General features: G+C 73.8%; 21 protein-coding genes and 1 pseudogene. 10 read left to right on the forward strand and 12 right to left on the reverse strand.

The genetic code is table 11. The features are described from left to right. The first annotated feature begins 229 nt into the window (after positions 1-229). The 5 genes from ACI799_RS00720 to ACI799_RS00740 all read left to right on the forward strand — a co-directional run bounded on the left by ACI799_RS00720 (position 230) and on the right by ACI799_RS00740 (position 5109). On the forward strand, positions 230-1816 hold the full coding sequence (locus ACI799_RS00720; RefSeq protein WP_456587980.1) for a sodium:solute symporter family transporter: 1587 nt from the start codon (positions 230-232) through the stop codon (positions 1814-1816). A 98-nt stretch (positions 1817-1914) separates the two neighbouring features. Continuing rightward, positions 1915-2223: a hypothetical protein gene (locus tag ACI799_RS00725; protein ID WP_456612107.1), complete on the forward strand. Its 309-nt coding sequence runs from the start codon at positions 1915-1917 to the stop codon at positions 2221-2223. A 270-nt stretch (positions 2224-2493) separates the two neighbouring features. Beyond that, positions 2494-3585, forward strand: a complete 1092-nt coding sequence (locus ACI799_RS00730) for a methionine ABC transporter ATP-binding protein (protein WP_456587978.1) — start codon at positions 2494-2496, stop codon at positions 3583-3585. Continuing rightward, positions 3582-4241, forward strand: a complete 660-nt coding sequence (locus tag ACI799_RS00735; RefSeq protein WP_456612108.1) for a methionine ABC transporter permease — start codon at positions 3582-3584, stop codon at positions 4239-4241. The genes ACI799_RS00730 and ACI799_RS00735 overlap by 4 nt, the downstream gene beginning before the upstream one ends. A 43-nt stretch (positions 4242-4284) precedes the next feature. Next, on the forward strand, positions 4285-5109 hold the full coding sequence (locus ACI799_RS00740) for a MetQ/NlpA family ABC transporter substrate-binding protein (protein ID WP_456587976.1): 825 nt from the start codon (positions 4285-4287) through the stop codon (positions 5107-5109). Here the strand turns inward: ACI799_RS00740 and ACI799_RS00745 are convergent. From ACI799_RS00745 to ACI799_RS00780, 8 genes and pseudogenes are all read right to left on the reverse strand, one after another. Beyond that, positions 5079-6170, reverse strand: a complete 1092-nt coding sequence (locus ACI799_RS00745; RefSeq protein WP_456612109.1) for an MsnO8 family LLM class oxidoreductase — start codon at positions 6168-6170, stop codon at positions 5079-5081. The genes ACI799_RS00740 and ACI799_RS00745 overlap by 31 nt on opposite strands. A 117-nt stretch (positions 6171-6287) precedes the next feature. Beyond that, complete coding sequence (locus ACI799_RS00750; RefSeq protein ID WP_456612279.1) at positions 6288-7172, reverse strand: NmrA family NAD(P)-binding protein; 885 nt, start codon at positions 7170-7172, stop codon at positions 6288-6290. Positions 7173-7339: 167 nt separating this feature from the next. Beyond that, positions 7340-7486 (reverse strand): hypothetical protein, encoded by a 147-nt coding sequence (locus tag ACI799_RS00755; RefSeq protein WP_456599324.1) that lies wholly within the window; start codon positions 7484-7486, stop codon positions 7340-7342. Positions 7487-7580: 94 nt separating this feature from the next. Next, positions 7581-7832: pseudogene (locus ACI799_RS00760) on the reverse strand (SDR family NAD(P)-dependent oxidoreductase); the annotation flags it as partial. After that, the gene (locus ACI799_RS00765; protein ID WP_456612110.1) at positions 7718-8074 is read right to left on the reverse strand and encodes an SDR family NAD(P)-dependent oxidoreductase; all 357 of its coding nucleotides are present in this window, start codon (positions 8072-8074) and stop codon (positions 7718-7720) included. The pseudogene ACI799_RS00760 and the gene ACI799_RS00765, both read right to left, overlap by 115 nt. Before the next feature lie 130 nt (positions 8075-8204). Beyond that, positions 8205-8813, reverse strand: coding sequence for a methylated-DNA--[protein]-cysteine S-methyltransferase (locus tag ACI799_RS00770; RefSeq protein WP_456612111.1), 609 nt, complete (start codon positions 8811-8813; stop codon positions 8205-8207). After that, positions 8800-9366, reverse strand: coding sequence for an RNA polymerase sigma factor (locus ACI799_RS00775; protein WP_456612112.1), 567 nt, complete (start codon positions 9364-9366; stop codon positions 8800-8802). The genes ACI799_RS00770 and ACI799_RS00775 overlap by 14 nt, the downstream gene beginning before the upstream one ends. After that, entirely contained in the window at positions 9363-9704 is a 342-nt protein-coding gene (locus ACI799_RS00780; protein ID WP_456612113.1) for a hypothetical protein, read from the reverse strand. The genes ACI799_RS00775 and ACI799_RS00780 overlap by 4 nt, the downstream gene beginning before the upstream one ends. A gap of 211 nt (positions 9705-9915) precedes the next feature. Between ACI799_RS00780 and ACI799_RS00785 the strand changes: the two genes are divergently transcribed. Together ACI799_RS00785 and ACI799_RS00790 are read left to right on the forward strand one after the other, a co-directional pair. Continuing rightward, positions 9916-11481, forward strand: a complete 1566-nt coding sequence (locus ACI799_RS00785) for a phospholipase D-like domain-containing protein (protein WP_456612114.1) — start codon at positions 9916-9918, stop codon at positions 11479-11481. Between the two features lie 140 nt (positions 11482-11621). Then, positions 11622-12323, forward strand: coding sequence for a DUF4383 domain-containing protein (locus ACI799_RS00790; RefSeq protein ID WP_456612115.1), 702 nt, complete (start codon positions 11622-11624; stop codon positions 12321-12323). Positions 12324-12339: 16 nt separating this feature from the next. Here the strand turns inward: ACI799_RS00790 and ACI799_RS00795 are convergent, their stop codons facing one another. The 3 genes from ACI799_RS00795 to ACI799_RS00805 form a co-directional block, all read right to left on the reverse strand. Further along, the gene (locus tag ACI799_RS00795; RefSeq protein WP_456612116.1) at positions 12340-12690 is read right to left on the reverse strand and encodes a nuclear transport factor 2 family protein; all 351 of its coding nucleotides are present in this window, start codon (positions 12688-12690) and stop codon (positions 12340-12342) included. Between the two features lie 173 nt (positions 12691-12863). Continuing rightward, on the reverse strand, positions 12864-13862 hold the full coding sequence (locus tag ACI799_RS00800) for a YihY/virulence factor BrkB family protein (protein ID WP_456612117.1): 999 nt from the start codon (positions 13860-13862) through the stop codon (positions 12864-12866). Positions 13863-13939: 77 nt separating this feature from the next. Beyond that, entirely contained in the window at positions 13940-15136 is a 1197-nt protein-coding gene (locus ACI799_RS00805; protein WP_456587967.1) for a GAF domain-containing protein, read from the reverse strand. Positions 15137-15252: 116 nt separating this feature from the next. On the opposite strand from ACI799_RS00805, the gene ACI799_RS00810 reads away from it, so the two are divergent. Next, complete coding sequence (locus ACI799_RS00810; protein ID WP_456587966.1) at positions 15253-17076, forward strand: NAD(P)-binding domain-containing protein; 1824 nt, start codon at positions 15253-15255, stop codon at positions 17074-17076. 76 nt (positions 17077-17152) lie between these two features. Here the strand turns inward: ACI799_RS00810 and ACI799_RS00815 are convergent, their stop codons facing one another. Beyond that, positions 17153-18604: an NAD-dependent succinate-semialdehyde dehydrogenase gene (locus ACI799_RS00815; protein ID WP_456587965.1), complete on the reverse strand. Its 1452-nt coding sequence runs from the start codon at positions 18602-18604 to the stop codon at positions 17153-17155. A 352-nt stretch (positions 18605-18956) separates the two neighbouring features. On the opposite strand from ACI799_RS00815, the gene ACI799_RS00820 reads away from it, so the two are divergent. Both ACI799_RS00820 and ACI799_RS00825 read left to right on the forward strand, forming a co-directional pair. After that, on the forward strand, positions 18957-19172 hold the full coding sequence (locus ACI799_RS00820; protein ID WP_456612118.1) for a hypothetical protein: 216 nt from the start codon (positions 18957-18959) through the stop codon (positions 19170-19172). A gap of 212 nt (positions 19173-19384) precedes the next feature. Beyond that, a complete protein-coding gene (locus ACI799_RS00825; protein WP_456587963.1) occupies positions 19385-19690 on the forward strand; it encodes a muconolactone Delta-isomerase family protein in 306 nt (101 codons plus the stop codon). Positions 19691-19739 lie beyond the last annotated feature (49 nt).

Consider the following 19739-nt stretch of genomic DNA (forward strand, 5'->3'; position numbering starts at 1 on the left):
ACCGCTGGAGCCGTCGGCGTGCAGCGGACAACGCGACGGCGCGCCGGCGCGGACGGTGGTGGTGACCGCCCGCGAGGACCTCGAGATCCGCTGCCAGGTGGTGGCGCTGCTCGCTCCCGGCTGACCGGCCGGGCGGCGGCGCCGAGGCGACCCGGTTCCGAGTCGCGGGAGGCCCGCTCTTCCGCCAACTTGGACGGTGCGCGACGAGGCGCAGGGGGAGGGCGGTGCCATGCCGGAATTCGACCTCGCGACCGTTGACCTCGTGGTCATCGGCGCCTACGTGGTCATGATCATCGGGATCGGTTACTGGGTGTCCCGGCGGACCTCGGACTCCGACGACTACTTCCTCGCCGGCCGCGGCATGGCGTGGCCGCTCGTGGGCTTCTCGCTCATCGTCACCAACTTCTCGGGCACGCAGTTCCTGGGGCTGGCCGGAGCCGGCTACGACACCGGGATCGCGGTGTGGAACTTCGAGTGGATGGCCACGCTCGTCCTGCTGGTCTTCGCGGTGCTCATCCTGCCGATCTACCTGCAGTCGAAGATCAGCACCGTCCCGGAGTTCCTCGAACGGCGGTACGACCGGCGCTCCCGGTACGCGTTCTCCGGGTTCACGGTGCTCACGGGCATGCTCATCGACTCCGCCGGGGGCATGATCGCCGGCGCGCTGGTGCTGAACCTGCTGTTCCCCGACGTCCCGATGATCGTGCACATCGTGGCGATCGCCGTGCTGGCGGGCGTGTACGTCATCCTCGGCGGGCTGCGGGCGGTGATGATCACCGACACGATCCAGGGCGTGCTGCTGTTCCTGGCGGCCGGCATCATCTTCGTCATCGTGTTCCGGGAGTTCGACTTCCAGTGGTCGGTGTTCCCCGAGCTCGCGCCGGAGGACGGCTTCACCATCGCGCCTCCACCCGACGACGACTTCCTGCCGTGGCCGGGCATCTTCACCGGGGCGATCTGGCTCGGCTTCTACGTCTGGGTCGCCAACCACGTCGTCGTCCAGCGGGTGCTGGCGGCGAAGAACCTGGACCACGGCAGGTGGGGGGCGCTGTTCGCCGGCCTGATGCAGCTGCCGCTGCTCGTGCTGCTGATCTTCCCCGGGATCCTCGCCCGCGACGTCTTCCCCGACCTGGAGAACCCGGACCTCGCCTGGCCCTCGCTGATCTTCGAGTTCATCCCCGTCGGCCTGCGCGGGCTGATCGTCGCCGCGCTGCTCGCCGCCCTGATGTCCACCCTGGACTCGGTGCTGAACGGGGCCGCGAGCCTGGTGATCAACGACTTCGTCAAGACCCGTGACAAGGAGTACAGCGAGAAGCGGCTGCTGCTGATGAGCCGGGTGCTCGTCGGCATCTTCATGCTCATCGCGGTGGCCTGGGCGCCGGTCATCCTGCAGTTCGACACGATCGTCCAGTACTTCCAGTCGTTCCTCGGCTACGTGACGATGCCGATCGTCGTCGTCCTGCTCGGCGGCATCTTCTGGAAGCGCGCCACCGCGCCGGCCGCCTTCTGGACGCTGGTCGTCGTGGTCCCCATCGGGGTGATCGGCTTCGTCACCGGGGAGATCTTCGAGCTGTACGGCGTCCAGTTCCTGTACGCGACCGGGATCATGCTCCTCCTGAGCGTGGTCACCCTGGTGGCCATCACGCTGTCCACCGAGGCGCCGGACCGCGAGAAGATCGCCGAGGTGGTGTTCGACCGGCAGACGTGGCGCGAGGAGTCCGGGGAGCTCCGCGGCAAGCCCTGGTACAAGAACTACCGCCACCTCTCGCTCGGCCTGGCGGTGCTCACCGTCGCGGTCGTGGTGCCGTTCATCTGAGCCGTTCCGCCGACGCGCGGTCACCGGCGGGGTGCCGCGGGGTGACGAGGGCGCTGAATATGTGTAGTGGGCAGCCGAAATGGGCAGACCCCGGGGCGATGATGTACCGCGCTGCCGCTGCTGTGCCGTTCTCCGACCGGGACCGGGTGACCGCCGGGCTCCGCGGGCAGCTGCGGGTGATGGCCGCCGCTGCGGGAGCGGACCCGGACTGGTCGACGCTCCGGGTGCAGGGGCCGGCCCGACCCGTTCACGGCCAGAACACGGAGCTGACCGAGTGGACGGCGACCGTGGTGGTCACCGGGGGAGCGGCGGCCCTCGACGACCGGTTGATCGACGCGCTCCGGCCGGGGGTTCCGCGGCGGGCGGCGGCGAGCGCCGAGGCGACGTCCCCGCTGGTCGATCACTGAACCGCACGACCATCTGGTTGAGCGTTCTCTCACATTTGCCCGCCCCGCTGGCAGCCGGCCGAGCGGCGCGGCATGCTCGACGGGTGCCGAGGAGTGTTGCGTTGACGCGTCGTCGCGCCGTCGACCTCCTGCGCACGGCGAGCCTGCTCTAGCGCGCCGCGCCGCCCACCCTTCGCGGAGACACCGCGCGCCGCCCGTCGTCGGCGCGCGCCACCGCGCCGGTCCGGGCCCCGTCCGCGCCCTGCCCCGCCGAGCCATCCAGAGGCCCCCGTGATCGAGCTGTCCGACGTCCGCAAGGTCTTCCCCGCGCGCCGGGGGGCACCCGAGGTCGTCGCCGTCGACGGCGTGAGCCTGTCGGTCGCCGACGGCGAGTTCGCCGGCGTCGTGGGCCCCAGCGGCTCCGGCAAGAGCACCCTCGCCCGGCTGGTCAACCTGCTGGAGCGGCCGACGTCGGGGCGGGTGGTCGTCGACGGTCAGCCGCTCACCGACCTCGACGCCGACGGCGTGCGGCGTGCCCGACGCACCGTCGGCATGGTGTTCCAGCACTTCAACCTGCTCGACTCCCGCACCGCCGCCGGGAACGTCGAGCACCCCCTGGAGCTCGCCGGCGTCGGCCGGGCCGACCGCCGCCGCCGGGTGGCGGAGCTGCTGGACCTGGTGGGACTGGGCGACCGGCACGCCGCCCGGCCGGCGCAGCTCTCGGGTGGCCAGAAGCAGCGCGTCGCGATCGCCCGCGCGCTGGCCGCCCGGCCGAAGGTGCTGCTCTGCGACGAGGCGACCAGCGCCCTCGATCCCGCGAGCACCACCGGTGTGCTCGACCTGCTGCGGCAGGTGCGCACCGACCTGGGCCTGACCGTTCTGCTCATCACCCACGAGATGGCGGTGGTCCGGGCGGTGTGCGACAGCGCGGTGCTCATGGACCGCGGCCGGGTCGTCGACGGCGGCCCGCTGACCGAGGTGCTGACCCGCCCCCGGTCACCGCTGGCCGCCCAGCTGCTCCCGGCCCCACCCGTCGCCGGCCGGGCCGGCGACCTGGTCCGGGTCACCGTCACCGACGCCGCACCGGAGGGCCGGGTGCTGCGCACCCTCGCCGGCGAGCTGGGGCTCGACGTCGAGGTGGTGGGCGGGTCGGTGGAGACCGTCGCCGGCCGCCGCTTCGGTCGGCTGCTGCTCTCGGTCACCGGCGACGACGGGCGGCTGGACCCCGCGCTCCAGCGCCTCCGGGACGGCGGGTCCCTGGTCGAGCGCGCCCACCCCGGCGACGAGCCGGCGGCGTGGCGGGAGCAGGAGCAGCCGGCAGCCGGGCCGCCGGACGGACCCGACGAGCCCCGATTCCTCGACGCCCCGGAGGTGCAGCGGTGAGCAACTGGGACCGGATCGCCCCGCAGCTGGCCGATGCCACGTGGGAGACGCTGTACATGGTGGGCGTGAGCACGCTGCTCACCGTGCTGCTCGGCGTCCCGCTCGGCGTGCTGCTCACCGTCACCGCACCGGGCGCGCTCTCCCCGAGCCCGGCGCTGCACCGCGTCCTCGGCCTGGTGGTCAACCTGGGCCGGTCGCTGCCGTTCATCATCCTGCTGGTGCTCGTCGCCCCGGTCACCCGGGGCATCGTGGGGACCACGATCGGGTCGACGGCGACGATCGTCCCCCTGACCATCGGCGCCGTCCCGTTCCTCGCCCGGCTGGTGGAGACCAGCCTGCGGGAGGTCGGGCACGGCAAGGTCGAGGCGACCCTGGCGATGGGCGCCCGCCGGCGCGACGTCGTCCGCACGGTGCTGCTGCCCGAGGCGCTGCCGTCGCTGGTCTCGGGCATCACGGTCACCGTCGTCGCCCTCATCAGCTACTCGGCGATGGCCGGCGCCATCGGCGGCGGCGGCCTCGGCGACTTCGCCATCCGCTACGGCTACCAGCAGTTCCGCACCGACATCACCGTGGTCACCGTCGTCCTGCTGCTCGTGCTGGTCCAGCTGCTCCAGTGGGCCGGCGACCGCTGGGCCCGACGGCTCGCGCACGCCTGATCCTCCGCACCACCACCGACCCCTCGCTAGGAGAAACACGCACATGCTCCGCCCCACCCGGACCACCCTCGCCGCCGTCGCCTCCGCCACGCTGCTGGGCCTCACCGCCTGCGGAGGTGGGGAGGCCGAGCTGTCGGCGGCGGACGAGCCGCTGCGCGTCGGCGCCTCCCCGGTGCCGCACGCGGAGATCCTGCGGTTCGTCGACGAGGAGCTCGCCGATGACGCCGGCCTGGACCTGGAGATCGTCGAGTTCACCGACTACGTGCAGCCCAACGTCGCCCTCGACGACGGCTCGCTGGACGCCAACTACTTCCAGACGGTGCCCTACCTCGAGGAGCAGGAGGCCAGCGCCGGTTACGACTTCACCGCGCTGGAGCCGGTGCACATCGAGCCACTGGGCATCTACTCCGCCTCGCTGACCACCCTGGCCGACCTCCCCGACGGCGGTACGGTCGCGATCCCGAACGACCCGACCAACGCCGCCCGGGCCCTGCGGCTGCTCGAGGCCAACGACCTCCTCACCCTGGCCGACACGGGGGAATCCGCGCCGACGGCCCTGGACATCGAGGGCAACCCGAAGGGCCTGGAGATCCAGCAGGTCGAGGCCGCGCAGCTGCCGCGCTCGCTGGCCGACGTCGACGCCGCGGTCATCAACGGCAACTACGCGATCGACGCCGACCTCTCGCCGGCCGAGGACGCCCTCGCGCTCGAGGAGGCCGAGGGCAACCCGAACGCGAACCTGCTCGTGGTCCGCAGCGGCGACGAGGACGCCGAGCGGATCGTCGCGCTGGAGGAGCTGCTGCACTCCGCCGAGGTGCGGCAGTTCATCGAGGAGAACTACTCCGGCGCCGTCCTGCCGGCGTTCTGAGCCGACCCGTGGCGGCCCGACGGGGCGGGCCCACCTCTTGAGCCGGTGCCGGCGGCGGCCGGCACCGGCCGCCGGCCGAGCACAGCCGCCAGGGCGGCGTCGGAGGCGGCCAGGGCCGCCCGGTCGAAGGTGCTGCCGGCGGCCACCAGCTCGGCCGCCCCGGTGCGGTCGAGCAGTTCCGCCAGCCTGCTCTCCACCTGGGCGGGCGTGCCGGCGACCGCCGCCGCAGCCGTCTCCTCGACGTACTGCTGCTGGCGCGGGGTGCGGTGTGCGGCGCGGACGGCGGCCACCGGCTCCAGCGCCGGGAAGGTGCCGGTGGTGCGGGCCCGGGCCATCGCCCACGCCTCGGGCAGCAGCAGGTCCGCGGCCTCCGCCGGGGTGTCGGCGACCAGCACGTCGAGGCTGATCGCGACGCGCGGCTCCGGCTGCTGCCCGGAGGGCCGGAAGGTGCGCCGGTACTCGGCCAGCGCGGCCAGCCCGGGCTCGGGGTCGCCGGCCAGGCCCAGCAGCGGGCCGCCGACGATGACGGGGAGCCCCAGCTCCGCCGCAACCTGCAGCCCGCGCCCGGTCGCCAGCACGTGCAGCGGCACCGGGCCGACGGGCTGCGGGTGCAGGGTGATCTCCGCCGCGCCGGTGAGGTAGGCGCGCAGCTCGGCGAGATCGGCCGGGAAGTCCCGGTCGGCCTCCCGCAGGGCGCGGCGCACCGGCGCGGTGAACCCGGGAGAGCGGCCCAGCCCCAGGTCGACCCGGCCCGGCGCGAAGGCCGACAGGGTGGCGAACTGCTCGGCGACGACGAGCGGCTGGTGGTGCGGCAGCATCACGCCGGCCGAGCCGAGCCGGATCGTCGTCGTCCGGCCGGCGACGGCGGCCAGCACCACTGCCGGGGCGGCGCCGGCGATCCCCGGCACCCCGTGGTGCTCGGCGACCCAGAACCGCTCGAACCCGAGCTGCTCGGCGTGGACGGCGCGCGCGACGCTGCCCTGGAGCGCCGCGGCGTCGGGCTCGCCGATCCGGGTGCGGGAACGGTCGAGCAGGGACAGCCCCGGGGACGTGTCGGTCACGTCGGCGCCAGCGCTCCTCGGCCGTGAGGTGTTCCAGTGGCCGCCAGGGGCGCGCGGTCGGCAGGGACCGGCGGCGCGCCCCTCGGCACCTCGGCCGCCGTCACGCCGCTCCGGTGCTCACCCCGCGAGCGCCGGGGCCACCTGCCGGTTCACGTGCTCGTACGCCCAGGCGGCAAGCGTGCCGGGCGTCGTGGTCACCAGGCTCCGGCCGTCCTCCGGGACGAACCCGTCGCGGAGACCGGTGCTCATGCCGAGGATCGCCTCGACCTGGGGATCGGTGAGGCCCGCGGCCCGCAGCCCGGCACGGATGGCGTCGTCGGGCACGCGCTCGACGCGAACGGAGCGTCCGGTCGCCGCGGCCACGACGTCCGCGACCTGGGCCCAGCTGAGGTCCTCGGGCCCGTGGACGGCCTGGACGTGCCGCCCGGACCAGGTGGTGGACAGCAGCCGCACGGCGGCGACGTCCCCGACGTCCCGCGGGTCGACCCACGGCAGGGGCATGTCCACCGGCAGGGCGACGCGGAAGACGCCCTCGTCGAGGCCCGGGTCGAGCAGCAGGTTGGTGAAGAACATGCCGCAGCGCAGATGGGTGACCGAGGCGCCGGTGCCGTCGAGCGCCACCTCGGTAGCGGCCAGGCCGTCGATGTCCCCGACACCCGTGCGCTTCTCCGCACCCACGCTGCTCTGGAAAACCGTGCGCGTGATGCCGTTGTCGGCCACGGCGCGGGCGGCGATCCGGCCCAGCCGGCGCTGGGCCTCGATCGGGTCGTCGTCGTCCGTGGGCGGGTTGACCCAGTACAGGGCCTCGGCGCCCTCCGTCGCGCGCAGCACCACGTCGAGGTCGCGCTGGTCGCCCTCGACCGTGTCGACCAGGGCGCGGGTGGCCGGGTCGAGCCGGCCGGCGTCCCGGAGCAGCAGCGTCGGCCGCTGCCCGGCCTGCAGCAGCAGGCGCACGACGCGCGAGCCGACGGAACCGGTGGGCGTGGTGACGACGATCTTCACTGGTCCTCCTCTGCGTGCGGGAACCGCCATGGACTGCACCCGCGGGCTCGCTCCCCACCGGTGCCGCCACGACATGCTGGTGCGGGGTACCGACAAGAACGGCGCACGGCGTGGTCGCCCGTGCCGGCTCCGGGAGCCCGGCGGCGAGGACGACGCGCCGGCGGAGGTCACCACGGCACGATGCCGTCGGCGTCCAGGAAGGTGCCCGACGGCGCCTCGGCCGGCAGCGTCGCCGCGTGCACCACGACCCCGGCCGCCTGGGCGGGTGTGAGCGGCGCCTGCTCGCGGTTGCCGGGGGCCAGATCGGTCTGCACCCAGCCGGGGCAGACCGAGGTGACCGTGGCGGAGCTCGGCCAGGTGCTTCGCCAGGCCGATGGTGATGCTGTTCAGCGCGGCCTTCGACGCCTGGTACCCGGGCACCACCATGCTGCAGTACGGCGAGTCCGGGTCGGACTGGTCGGTCAGCGAGCCCACGGTCGAGGAGACGTTCACGACCCGGGCTGCCTCGCTGCGGCGCAGCAGGGGCAGGAAGTGCTCGATGACGGTCACCGCGCCGGCGACGTTCGTCTCCAGGGTGCGGCCGAAAGCCTCGAGATCGGTGAACTCGTGCGTTGCCGGCCCGGTCGCCTCCGCAAGGATCCCGGCGTTGTTGACCAGCACGTCGAGACGGCCGTACCGGGAGTCGAGCTCCTTGGCGCTGCAGAGACGCTCTCCGACGACGTGACGTCGAGGGCGACGTGCGCGGCGTCGTGCCCCTCGTCGCGCAGCCGGTCGGCGACCTCCCGGGCAGCGACGGCGTTCCGGCTCGCCACGACGACCGTGTGGCCGCGACGGGCGAGCTCTGCGGCGGTGGCGCGGCCGAGGCCGCGGGTGGATCCGGTGACGAGTGCGATCCGGGACATGGGGGTGGGTCCTCTCTGCTCGGGCGCCGATGGGGCGTCGCCGTGGTCCCCGGCGCTGGTGCCGGTACCGAGCAGACGTTCGGGCGGGGTCGGATGTGAGGTCGTCCGGCACCGCCGCGCTGCCGGACCGTCAGGCGGCGCCTTCGAGGGAGAGCAGGCGCTGCTTGGCCTCGGCGCCACCGATGTAGGCGCCGATCGTGCCGTCGGTGCGGACGACGCGGTGGCACGGGACGACGACCGGCAGCGGATTGGTCGCGCAGGCGGTCCCGACGGCCCGAACGGCCCGTGGACTCCCGACTGCGGCGGCCACACCGGCGTAGCTGCGGGTGGTGCCGTAGTCGACGGTGCGCAGGGTCTCGAGCACGCTGCGCCGGAACCCTGAGGCCAGCCGGAGATCCAGCGGGATGTCGAACTGCGTGCGGCTACCGGCGAAGTACTCCTCGACCTGCCGGGCCGCGGCCTCCAGCCGAGCGGGGGCGCGCAGGATCCGCGGGCCGATCCTGGTGGCCAGCGTGGCCAGGACGGCAGCGTGGTCCTCACGGGCGTAGGCGACGCGCACCAGCCCGTGTTCGGTGGCCGCGAGGAGCAGCGGCCCCACCGGTGTGTCCATGACGCGGTAGGCGACGTCGAGCAGTCCCTCGTGCTCGGCCTCGGCCACCAGCCGGGCGTGCAGGCGCTCCAACGCCGGGGCGAGGTTGTCGTCGAGCCGGGCGAACAGCCCGGGATCACGGTCGTCCATCGACGGTCTCCTCCAGTCCGACATCGTGGTAGCGGACGCGCAGCGCCCTGATCCCGTCGGCCGAGGCTCGACGGGCGGCCGCTTCGGTGCCGCCCAGCACGGCGGCGACCTCGCGGTGCGGCAGACCGGCGAGGTGGTGGTACGCGACCGCCTGCCGTTGCTTGTCCGGCAGCCGGCGCAGCGCGTCGTACAGGTCGCCGTGCCGGGCGACCTCCTCGTCCGCCCCGTCGGCGCCCCCGGCGGGTTCGGGGACCGGCTCGACGGGCACGGCCCGGCGTCGTGCGGCGCGGTGCAGGTCGATGGCCTTGCGGTGGGCGACGGTCACCAGCCAGGCCTCCCAGTTCGTGTCCTCCGGGAGCCCGGGGTAGGCGCGGAGGGCGGCGAGGAAGGTCTCCGACCACGCGTCCTCGGCGTCGACCGGGCCGACCACGGCCCGGCACACGCGCAGGACCGTAGCGCCGTGGCGGGCGACGATCTCTTCGAAGGGCAGCACGGCAGGTAGACGCCTCGGCGGGTCGATCGGTGAGGTCTGCGGTGTCGCAGTCTCGCTCATCGAAGTCGGCGGACGGTCTCGCCGCCGGACGTGGCCACCTCGCCACGCGCGGCGACGTCCGGGCCGAGGGTGGCCCGACGCCGGCGCCCGCGCAGCCACCAGCTGAACATGAGCGCGGCCACGGTGGAGTTGAAGGCGTGCAGCGCCCATACCGGGCCGACCGGCAGGTGCACCACGTACAGCCAGTGGATGACGTTCCCGGCATTGGCCAGGGCGAGGTTGCCTCCGCTGTAGGACGCGAGGTCCCTGGTGCGTGCCGCCTTGACCACCATGGGCAGGGACGCGAGGGCGAACACGCCCGTGGACACGGCTCCGGCGATCACCGACCAGCCGCTCATCGATCGACCTCCTGCAGGTTCCGGTGCTGCCCGCCGCTCGGGCTCGGAGGGCAGACGCCGGCCGGTGCTCCGGTGTGAGGTCCGGAGCCGCGCGTCGGGCTCCCGAGCGCGCTCGCGGCGGCGAGCCCGGCCACCCGCGGCCGAGGACCCGATCGGGGCGTCCCGGGGGTGGGCGTTGGTCCCCGCCCTCGGCGCCGGGCAGACTGCCGGTGTGACGGGCGGCGGCGAGGCGAGGACCGATCCCGGGCTCAGGCTCTCCGCCCCGCGCGGTGGGGACGTCGGTGCGCCCGAGCAGGGCGCACGGCTGCTGGTCCCCGGCGAGACCTGCTGGCGGATCGAGCAGGCCACCCGGTTCGCGGTCTTCGTCGACGCGGCCGGGTACTTCGCCACCCTCAAGCGCGCCGTGCTGGGTGCCCGGCGCCGGGTGCTGTTCATCGGCTGGGACTTCGATCCCCGCATCCGGCTCGACCCGCTGGACGGCGGCCGGCCTCAGGACGACCGGCTGGGCGACGTGCTCGAGCGGGCGGTGGAGCAGAACCCGGACCTGCACGTCGGCGTCCTGCAGTGGGACCTGGGGATGCTGCGCGCGCTCGGCCGGGGGCTGAAGCCGATCGTGCTCCTGGACCGGCGCGCCCCCGAACGGCTCACCCTCGCCGTCGACACCCACCACCCGGTCGGCGGCGCGCACCACCAGAAGATCGTGGTGATCGACGACTCCCTGGCGTTCGCCGGCGGCATCGACGTCACCGCGGACCGCTGGGACACCTCCGACCACGCCGATGACAACCCGCACCGCTGCCGGCCGGCGACCGGGCCCGCACCGGGTCGGCTCACCGGACCGTGGCACGACGCGACCAGCATCATGACCGGCCCTGCCGCACGGGCTCTCGCCGAGCTGGCCCGCGAACGGTGGGAGAGCGGCACCGGTGAGCGGCTCGAGCCCCTGCCCGAGGAACGGGACCACTGGCCCGAGGGTGTCGAGCCCCTGCTCACCGACGTGGACGTGGCGATCTCCCGCACCCGGCCCGAGCACGGTGGCACACCGCTGGTGCACGAGGTCGAGCTGCTGTGGCTGGCCCTGATCGCCGGTGCCCGCCGGGCGCTCTACGTGGAGAGCCAGTACTTCGCCAGCCGGCGGATCGCCGAGGCGATCGCCGAACGGCTGCGCGAGCCCGACGGCCCCGACGTGGTCGTGGTCAACCCCTGGACGGCCGACGGCTGGCTCTCGGAGAAGGCGATGGGCACCGCGCGTGCCCGGGCGCTGGAGATCGTCCGCGAGGCCGACGTGCACGACCGGTTCCGGATCTACACCCCGGTGACCGAGCGGCGCGCGCACATCTACGTGCACGCCAAGATCACCGTCGTCGACGACCGGCTGCTCCGCATCGGCTCCAGCAACGTGAACAACCGCTCGATGGGCCTGGACACCGAGTGCGATCTGGCGATCGAAGCGGTCGAGGGACGGCCTGGGGCCGACGGGCTGGCCGACACGATCGTCGCCTTCCGGGACCGGCTGATCGCCGAGCACCTGGGCTGCGCGCCGGAGGAGGTCACCGCCGCGATCGCCGACACCGGCTCCCTGGTGCGGGGCATCGAGCGACTGCGCCGCCCGACCGGCCGCTCGCTGGTGCCGTTCGAGCCGCCGCAGCTCGGCCCGGCCGACCGGGCGCTGGCGGAGTCGGAGGTCATGGATCCCGAGAAGACACCGAACCGGTGGCGCCGGGTCGAGCGCTTCTTCGCCCGCCGCCGTCGGCCGGGGAACCGGGTGCGCGCCTGACTTCCCGCGCCGATCGCCCCGGACCGGTGCTCGGGCGGGCACTCCGCCGGCGGCCGGCTCGTTCATCGGAGACAGGCCGGTACGGACGTCAGGAGGCGTAGGCGCCAATCGCCTCGGTATCCGAGGGAGGGACCCTTCCGATGACCCGCAGGAGTGACCCGCAGCGATCGACCACGACATCGCCGTCGCCGGCGGACCGGCGGGCCGTGCGGAACCGGGTGCTCATGGTGCACCGCGTGGGAGCGGGCGTCGTGGGTGTCGTCCTGCTGGTGTTCGCGGTACTGGGCTTCGCCCGCGGGCTGCCGTTCTTCTCGACCACCGGCGAATCGGTGGTGGGCATGTCGACGAACGGTCTGCTGTCCACCGTCTCCGTGATCGTCGGGCTCGTGCTGATCGGCGGCGCGCTGGCGGGAGCGCGGGTCGCCTCGACGGTCATGATCGCCGTCGGGGTGCTGTTCCTCGTGTCGGCACTGGGCAACCTGGCGGTGCTGCGCACCGACTTCAACGTCTTCGCCTTCGACTTCAGCAACGTGGTCTTCTCGGCCGTCGTCGGCCTGGTCCTGCTGCTGCTCGGCGCGTACGGCCGGATCAGCGGCAACCTCCCGGCCGAGAGCCCCTACCGGTCACCGGAGCGGCCGGGGGACGAGTCCAGTCCGGTGGAGGAGACCCCGCAGACGCCGGCGGAGTCCGCGGCCGAGGAGGCGATGCACGAGGCCGAGCGGGCCGTCGCCCAGGGGAACGCGACCGACGAGCAGCGTCGCCGGGTGGAGGCCATGTCGCAGGCGCGCTCCCGGAAGGACCGGCGGAGAGCGTGGATGGAGTTCGACTCCGGAGCCCGCTGACCGGCCTCGTCGGCCGCTACCGCTCGACGTCCATGCGCCGCACCAGGTGACCGTCGAAGGTGTAGACGTGGCGGACGTCGGAGCGCTCCAGGACGAAACCGCCGGGGTCGCGGAACACCTGCCGGACGCCGACCTCGACCGAGCCGTCCCCGCGTTCGGAGACGGCGGTCGGCCGCAGGTTCGGCCGGATCTCGGCCCACTGGTGCTCCCAGTACTGGCGGACGGCGTCACGCCCGACGAGCCGGCCGCCCTGCCAGCCGTTGGGCCAGTCCACATCCGGCGTCATCGCCGCCACCACCGTCTCGATGTCGCGCGCGTCGAACGCGTCGTACAGCGAGCGCAGCAGGGCCTCGCGGTCGGCGGTCACCTCCGGTCCACCTCCGGGACGACGTCGTAGGAAGGGCTGCAGCAGCGGGCCAGGACGCGGACGGTAGCGCGGCCGGGGACCTCGTGGGCGCTGCTGCGGCGCCCGTCGGCGCACGGTCCCGGGAGCGCGGTGGGCGGGTGACCGGGATGCCGGAGGGGCCGGCGCGTACCGGTTCAGTCCTCGCCCGGGTACGGCGGCGCGCTGTCGGCCACGACGGCACCTCGTCGGCCGAGCGGCTGCTCCGGCCCGACCGTCGAGTCGCGCACGGTCTGCCGCTCGGTCTCGGCGTTCACCGCGGCACCGAGGAAGATGAGGGCGACCGTCGTCCACAGCCAGAACATGCTGATCGCCACGCCCGCGAGGGAGCCGTAGGTCGACTGGTAGCTGCCCAGGCTCTGCACGTAGGAGAAGAAGGCCAGGGTGGTGCCGAGCCAGACCAGCGTCGTCAGCACCGATCCGGCCGTGAGCCACCGCCACCGCGCGTCCCGGCGGTCCGGGGCCAACCGGTAGAGGACCGTGAGGGCCGCCACCATGAGCACGGCCAGCGCAATCCAGGACAGCACCGACGCGGCGGCGCGGACCGGACCGGGGGCGCCAGCGAGCCGGGCGCCGACGACCCCCGCCGCGGCGATCAGGCCGGCGAGCCCCACGGCGCCGGCGAGCACGAAGAGCAGGGCCAGGCCACTGCGGCGCAGCAGACCGCGCGTCTCCGTCTGGTGGTAGGCGATGCAGACGCCGTCGATGAGGTACGTCATCGCGGTCGTCGCCGTCCAGAGGGCCACGAGGAGGCCGGTGAGCCCCCGGAAGGTGAGCACCTGGGCCGACGCGGCGGTGATCGTCGTGAGCTGGTCGGCGACGATCGACTCGAGGTCGTCGGGCAGCACGTCCGCCACCTCGGACAGCTGCTCGAGCGCCGTTCCGGGGGTGTTCACGACGCCGTAGATCGACACGGCGGTCACCAGCACCGGGGCGACCGACAGGACGGCGAAGAACGCCACCCCGGCGCTCTGGACCATCAGCCGATCGGTGAGCATCTGCCGGACGGCTCGCGCCAGCAGAGCCCGCCAACCCGCGGCGGAGATGCGGTGCGGCGAGTCCGCGTCGTACCGCTCGGTCCCGTCCTCCCGGTCCTCGGTGCCGGTCGGGGGACGCCCGTGCCGGGCCACAGCCATGACTCATCCCACCCCCGGAGGCGGGTGGTCGCAACGGCGACGGGGCCGACCGCGCGCCTCGCCGTCGCCGGTGCGCGTCAGCCCTCCTCGGGGCGGAGCACCGTCAGCGTGACCCCGGCGGCCAGGCGGTAGGGGTTGGTGGTCACCAGGCCGCCGACCACCTTCCGCAGCCGGGACATCTCCGCCCGGACGGTGACGCAGTGCGCCGCGTCGCCGAAGAGCGCGGTGCTCAACCGGTCGGCGCCCAGCCCCGCCCGGCCGGCCTGGTGCAGCAGGAGCAGGAGGTCGGCGTGCCGGCGGGTCAGCGGGGTGACCCACGGGTCACGGCGGGACCGGAGGCGGAGCACGGGTGGGCCGGTGAGGTCCAGTTCGGCGGCGACGGCGTCCCCGGGGTCGTGCGGCCGGACCAGCCAGCCCTCACCGACGCGTTCGGGCGTGCACAGCCCGAGGCCCGGGACGGCGAGCACCGTGCCATCGCGCGGCACCGCGACCCGGTCGCGCGCGGCGATACCCGACCGGTGCGCGACCCAGCCGTGCTCGTCGACCAGCAGCAGCGGGCCGGAGACGGTGGCCAGCACGCCGCGGGCCGAGCGGCGCAACCGCTCCAGGCGCTGCTCGTGGTGCCGCCACAGCTGGGCTTCTGCCAGCCGGACGGCGGTCTCGACGAGCGCCGCGATGACCGGGTGCAGGGTCAGCGCGGGCCCGCTGACGTCGACGACGCCGAGCAGCTCACCGCTGACGGGGTGGTGGATCGGCGCGGCCGTGCAGTACCAGGGGTGCTGGGCCTGCTCGAAGTGCTCGGCGGAGAACAGCTGCACCGGCGCCGCCTCGGCCAACGCCGTCCCGATGGCGTTGGTGCCGACGGTCTGCTCGGTCCACCGGGCGCCCTCGGTGAAGCCCAGGGCGTCGGCGCGCAGCCGCACCCGGGCCGATCCCTCCCGCCAGAGGAGGACGCCGTCGGCGTCGGTGACGACCATGAGGAAGGCCGACGCGTCCGCCACGCTACCGAGGACCTGCCGCAGCTCACCGATCACCGGCAGCAGGGGCGAGCACCGGCGTCGGCGCTCGACCTCGGCGGGGCACAGCGGTTCGCGGGCGTTGGTGCGCGACGGGTCGAGCCCGAGGCCCAGGACCCGTGACCACGAGCGCGCGACGACCCCGCGGGGGCGGACGGGCGGCCGGCTGCCCCCGATCACCGCGTCGTGCACGCGCACCAGCACGCGGGCGTGCTGCGACAGGTCGGTACCGGGAGCGATCGCCGAGTAGCCGGTCACGCCGCACCTCCACCTCGCCCCGGCCGCGTGCAACACGCTGCAACGCTTCCGCCGCCGACCCCCGGGCGCTGTGCTGCACATCACACCACGTCGACCCGTGCCCGCGGGAGGTAGCCATGACGCAGACCCTCGACACGACCACGCAGGCCCCGGCGCAGCGGGCCGAGCGCTGGCTCGCCGACTTCGCCGACGCGCTGCGCGCCCGCGACGTCGCGCGTGCGGCCGGCATGTTCGCCGCCACCAGCTTCTGGCGCGACCTGATCGCCTTCAGCTGGAACATCACCACCGTCGAGAACCCGGCCGGCGTGAGCGACCTGCTGACCCAGACGCTGGAGCGCACCGACCCGTCGTCGTTCACCGTGGCGGAGCCGCCCGAGGAGGCCGACGGCGTCACCACCGCGTGGTTCACCTTCGAGACAGCCGTGGGCCGCGGCACCGGGCTGGTGCGCCTGGTCGAGGAGGACGGTGCGCCGAAGGCGTGGACGTTCCTCACCACGATGCACGAGCTCAAGGGCCACGAGGAGCCACGTGGCGCCGCTCGGCCGATGGGCGCCGAGCACGGGGCGAACAAGCACCGCCTCACCTGGCTGGAGCGGCGGGAGAAGGAGGAGGCCGAGCTGGGGGTGAGCGTCCAGCCCTACGTGCTCGTCGTCGGCGGCGGCCAGGGCGGCATCGCCCTGGGCGCCCGGCTGCGGCAGCTCGGCGTGCCGGCTCTCGTCGTCGACAAGCACGACCGGCCGGGGGACCAGTGGCGCGGCCGGTACAAGTCGCTGTGCCTGCACGACCCGGTCTGGTACGACCACCTGCCGTACCTGAAGTTCCCGGACAACTGGCCGGTGTTCTCACCCAAGGACAAGATCGGCGACTGGCTCGAGTCCTACGTCACGGTCATGGAGGTCCCGTACTGGGGCAGCACGGTGGCCACGACGGCCGCCTACTCGCCCGAGAAGGGGGAGTGGACCGTCCAGGTCGAGCGGCACGGCAAGCCACTCACCCTGCGCCCGGCGCACGTCGTGCTGGCCACCGGGATGTCCGGCAAGCCGAACGTCCCGGTCATCCCCGGCCAGGACGTCTTCCGCGGCGACCAGCACCACTCGTCGGCGCACCCGGGCCCCGACGCCTACGCCGGGAAAAAGGCGGTCGTCATCGGCAGCAACAACTCCGCCTTCGACATCTGCGGGGCCCTCTGGGAGAACGACGCCGACGTCACCATGGTGCAGCGTTCCTCGACGCACATCGTCAAGAGCGACACCCTCATGGAGATCGGGCTCGGCGCGCTCTACTCCGAGCAGGCGCTGGCCGCCGGCGTCACGACGGAGAAGGCGGACCTGATCTTCGCCTCGCTGCCGTACCGGATCATGCACGAGTTCCAGATCCCGCTGTACGACCAGATGAAGGAGCGCGACGCCGACTTCTACGACCGGCTCGAGAAGGCCGGGTTCTGGCTCGACTTCGGCGAGGACGGCTCCGGCCTGTTCATGAAGTACCTGCGCCGCGGCTCCGGCTACTACATCGACGTGGGGGCTGCCGAGCTGGTCGCGAACGGCGAGGTGAAGCTGGCCCACGGGATCGTCGACCACCTCACCGAGGACGCCGTCGTCCTGGAGGACGGCACCGAGCTGCCGGCCGACCTCGTCGTCTACGCCACCGGGTACGGGTCGATGAACGGCTGGGCGGCCGACCTGATCAGCCAGGAGGTGGCCGACAGGGTCGGCAAGGTGTGGGGCCTCGGCTCGGACACCACCAAGGACCCCGGGCCCTGGGAGGGCGAGCAGCGCAACATGTGGAAGCCCACCCAGCAGGAGGCGCTGTGGTTCCACGGCGGGAACCTGCACCAGTCGCGGCACTACTCGCTGTACCTCGCGCTGCAGCTGAAGGCGCGCTACGAGCGGATCCCGACCCCCGTCCACCGCCTCCAGGAGGTGCACCACCTCAGGTGACCGCCGCCCGGCACCCGCTCCCGGCGGAGCGGGTGCCGCAGGCCCCGCCGCGCCCCGCCACCCGGGCGGCGGGGCGTCAGACGGAGATGCCGACGAGCTTGGTGTCGAGGTACTCGTCGATGCCCTCGTACCCGCCCTCGCGGCCGAGGCCGCTCGCCTTCACCCCGCCGAAGGGCGCCGCGGCGGACGTGGGATTGATGTCGTTGATCCCGACCATCCCGAAACGCAGCTGCTCGGTCACCCGGATCGCCGTCGACAGGTCGTTGGTGTAGACGTACGCGGCGAGGCCGTACTCGGTGTCGTTCGCCCGGGCGATGACCTCGTCCTCGTCGTCGAACGGGGTGACCGCGGCGATCGGGCCGAAGGTCTCCTCGCGGGAGACGAGCATGTCCGGCGTCACGTCGGCCAGCAGCGTGGGGGCGAAAAAGGTCGTCCCGTCGAGCCCGTCGACCTGGACCCGCTCGCCACCGACGACGACCCGGGCGCCCCGGGTGCGCGCGTCGAGCACCTGGGCCTCCATCTTCGCCACGGCGCGCTCGTCCACGAGCGGGCCGATGGTGACCCCGTCCTGGTCGCCCTGGCCGATGCGGAGCGCCGCGATCCGCTGCTCGAGCGTCGTGAGGAAGGTGTCGTAGAGGGAGCGGTGCACGTAGATGCGGTTCGGGCTGATGCACGCCTGCCCGGTGTTGAGGAACTTCACCAGCGCCGCGCCCTTGGCCGCGCGGACGGGGTCGGCGTCGGGGAACACGAGGAACGGTGCGTGCCCGCCCAGCTCCACCGACACCCGCTTCAGCGTGGCCGCGGCCTTCGCGGCGAGCATCTTCCCCACCGCAGTGGAGCCGGTGAAGGTGAGCTTCCGGACCACCGGTGACGCCAGCAGCGTGTCGCCGACCTCCGCCGCCCGGGTGGTCGTGACCATGTTGACCACGCCGGCGGGAACGCCGGCGTCGGCGAGCAGCTGCACCGTCGCGACCGCGCAGAGCGGCGTCTGGTCCGCCGGCTTGAGCACCGAGGTGCACCCGGCCGCGATGGCCGGCGCGAGCTTGCGGGTGAGCATCGAGATCGGGTAGTTCCACGGGGTGATGGCCGCGACCACACCGACCGCCTGGCGCATGGTCAGGAACCGCTGGTCGGCCCGCGCCGAGGGGATCGTCACGCCGCCGATGCGCTTGGCCTCCTCGGCGAACCAGGCCAGGAAGTCCGCGGCGTACGCCACCTCGTTCATGGCGGCCTTGAGCGGCTTGCCCTGCTCCCGGGTCATCAGCGCGGCCAGCTCCCTGCGGCGCTCGCGCATCAGGCCGTCGGCCTTCGCCAGCACGGCCGCGCGCTGGTAGGCCGTCGCCCCGGACCACGCCGGCAGCGCGCGCTCCGCGGCGGCGATCGCCGCTTCGGTCTCCGCCCGGCCACCGTCCGCGGCCTGCCCGATGACCTGCCCCGTGGCCGGGTCCGTGACGTCGAAGGAGGCACCTCCGTCGGCCGGGCACCACTGCCCGTCGACGTAGATCGTGCGGCCCTGGTCCTGCGTCATCACACGCCCTCCACTGGGTGTCCTGCGCGTCCGGAGCCCGGGCCCGCCTGCTCGGAGCGTCGGGGCCGGTACTGCGAGCGGTCCTACTGCCTGGGCGATGGTGACACGCGCCACGGTGCGCTCGGCGGAGTGGCCCGTTCCGGCAGGCGTGCGTGGGACGGCACCGCGCGAGCGGGCAGGGACCTCCCGCCCTGCCCCCGCGGCGCCGGGAGGAGCACCGTGGTCCTCACCAGCGGCCTCGAGGAGGCGGGATGACCACCAGGGAGAACGCACAGGGAGCACCGGGAGGCGGACGCGAGCGCCGGGCTCCCGATCCGCTGCAGATGACGGAGTTCGAGAAGCGCATCTGCGAGTGGGAGGCGCGGCAGACGTCGCCGCCCGCGGTCACCGAGCGGCCCCGGACGTCGTGCAGCACTACCTCGCCCACGAGCGGCTCACCCGGGCCGCCGCCCGGCCCCGACCGGCCGGCGCGCACGCCGTGGGCGCGCGGCAGCGCCCCCGGCCGCCCGCGGAGCAACCGCCCTCGCGGGTCGGGGAGCTGTTCCGCCGCCCGGTCGACCGCGGCTGAGGCGCGGGGAGCGGGCCCGAGGCGCCTGAGACGCCCGGGCGCTCGCGCGTCGACGTCCCACCCTGGCCACCCCGGCCCGGAGCGCCGTCGGACCCTCCGTGCCCGGGCGCGGGGCCGGCCTCTTGTCCCGCGGGGGCGGGGGCGGACACACTGCGGCCGTCCCGACAGAACCGGCGTCGGCCGGACGCCGTGCGGATCCCAGGAGCGCCCCGATGCTGTTCTACGTCAGCCTCCGCGTCGACCACACCCGGCTGGACCGGGACGCCTTCTGGGACGAGTGGGAGCGGGAGACGGAGGCGGCGCTCGGCGCGATGGAGGCGGGACTCGTCAAGAACCTGTACAAGGTCGCCGGGCAACGCCGGGTCATCGGGGTCGTCGACGTCGAGTCGCACGACCAGCTCGACCAGGTCGTGATGGGCGCCCTACCGATGAGTCACCACCTGACCCTGGAGGAGGTGCTCCCGATCCGGGAGTACGCGGCCTTCGCCGAGGACGTCCGCGGACGCTGGCAGCCCTGACCCCGGACGCCCGGCCTCCCGGGCGCACCTGCGGCGATCTCGTATCGTC

This window comes from Blastococcus sp. SYSU DS0753 (assembly GCF_054051175.1).

Bases quoted from the DNA above. Each gene is read 5' to 3' on its own strand.
- ACI799_RS00810 (WP_456587966.1), top strand. From the start codon at position 15,253: ATGACGCAGACCCTCGACACGACCACGCAGGCCCCGGCGCAGCGGGCC.
- ACI799_RS00770 (WP_456612111.1), bottom strand. From the start codon at position 8,813: ATGGACGACCGTGATCCCGGGCTGTTCGCCCGGCTCGACGACAACCTC.
- ACI799_RS00720 (WP_456587980.1), top strand. From the start codon at position 230: ATGCCGGAATTCGACCTCGCGACCGTTGACCTCGTGGTCATCGGCGCC.
- ACI799_RS00800 (WP_456612117.1), bottom strand. From the start codon at position 13,862: ATGGCTGTGGCCCGGCACGGGCGTCCCCCGACCGGCACCGAGGACCGG.
- ACI799_RS00790 (WP_456612115.1), top strand. From the start codon at position 11,622: ATGACCCGCAGGAGTGACCCGCAGCGATCGACCACGACATCGCCGTCG.
- ACI799_RS00780 (WP_456612113.1), bottom strand. From the start codon at position 9,704: ATGAGCGGCTGGTCGGTGATCGCCGGAGCCGTGTCCACGGGCGTGTTC.
- ACI799_RS00825 (WP_456587963.1), top strand. From the start codon at position 19,385: ATGCTGTTCTACGTCAGCCTCCGCGTCGACCACACCCGGCTGGACCGG.
- ACI799_RS00725 (WP_456612107.1), top strand. From the start codon at position 1,915: ATGATGTACCGCGCTGCCGCTGCTGTGCCGTTCTCCGACCGGGACCGG.
- ACI799_RS00765 (WP_456612110.1), bottom strand. From the start codon at position 8,074: ATGTCCCGGATCGCACTCGTCACCGGATCCACCCGCGGCCTCGGCCGC.
- ACI799_RS00815 (WP_456587965.1), bottom strand. From the start codon at position 18,604: ATGACGCAGGACCAGGGCCGCACGATCTACGTCGACGGGCAGTGGTGC.
- ACI799_RS00775 (WP_456612112.1), bottom strand. From the start codon at position 9,366: ATGAGCGAGACTGCGACACCGCAGACCTCACCGATCGACCCGCCGAGG.
- ACI799_RS00740 (WP_456587976.1), top strand. From the start codon at position 4,285: ATGCTCCGCCCCACCCGGACCACCCTCGCCGCCGTCGCCTCCGCCACG.